This is a genomic window from Paenibacillus paridis (genome assembly GCF_006345825.1).
GTDB classification, from domain to species: domain Bacteria; phylum Bacillota; class Bacilli; order Paenibacillales; family Paenibacillaceae; genus Pristimantibacillus; species Pristimantibacillus paridis.
In genome coordinates this window covers 1-674 of record NZ_VCIX01000011.1, presented here as the reverse complement: position 1 = coordinate 674, position 674 = coordinate 1, and the positions used below count along the sequence as shown (strand labels likewise).

Annotated in this window: 2 protein-coding genes; both read left to right on the top strand. The window is 43.4% G+C overall.

Annotated elements, in window-relative coordinates:
* Positions 1–281 (top strand): type 2 periplasmic-binding domain-containing protein (locus tag FJQ58_RS32160; protein WP_420799801.1); only part of this gene is annotated, 281 nt, incomplete at its 5' end.
* 59 nt (positions 282–340) lie between these two features.
* A partial coding sequence (locus FJQ58_RS00220) for a DeoR/GlpR family DNA-binding transcription regulator (protein WP_139990470.1) occupies positions 341–674 on the top strand: 334 nt, incomplete at its 3' end.

The following is a 674-nucleotide window of genomic DNA, read 5'->3' as shown; positions in this document are numbered from 1 at the left end:
AAGCCATTTATGCCGCTAAGACGGGTTACTTCCCAGCTACGCTGTCCTCACAAGATACAGATTTGTTGAAGAAGAATTATGCTGATAATCCGCAAAAAGCGCAAGCCTTTGAAGAAGTATTCCCATACGCTACGATTGGTGTATCAACGTCAGCAAAGCGCGTAGTTGACGATGCCGTCGGCAAGGCACTTGAAATGACACTGACGGGAAGCACAGCTCCTGCTGAGTCATTGAAAGCGGCACAAAGCGATGCGGTCAAGGCATTAAAAGAGTTTAAATAATAAGCTTGTTCAGCTAGTACTAAACAATATAGTAGCAATTTGGCCNAAATGAAATTGTATTGCAAGTAAAGCACAATGGCAATGTAACTGTCGAGCAGTTGGTCGATAAATACGAGGTATCTGTGGAAACCATACGCAGGGACTTACGCATTTTAGATGAGAAGGGAATGGTTCGCCGAACCTACGGGGGAGCCGTAATGAGGGAACAAACGACCTGGGATTTGCCTTTCAATGAACGAATGATGTTACATTATGAGCAGAAAAATAGCATCGCAAAAGAAGCTGTACTTCTTTTGGAGAATGGGGACAGTGTGTTTATTGACGGGAATACAACCTGCTATACTCTTTCCCATTACATTCCTCCGGAAATGGAGCTTATGATTGTTACCAATT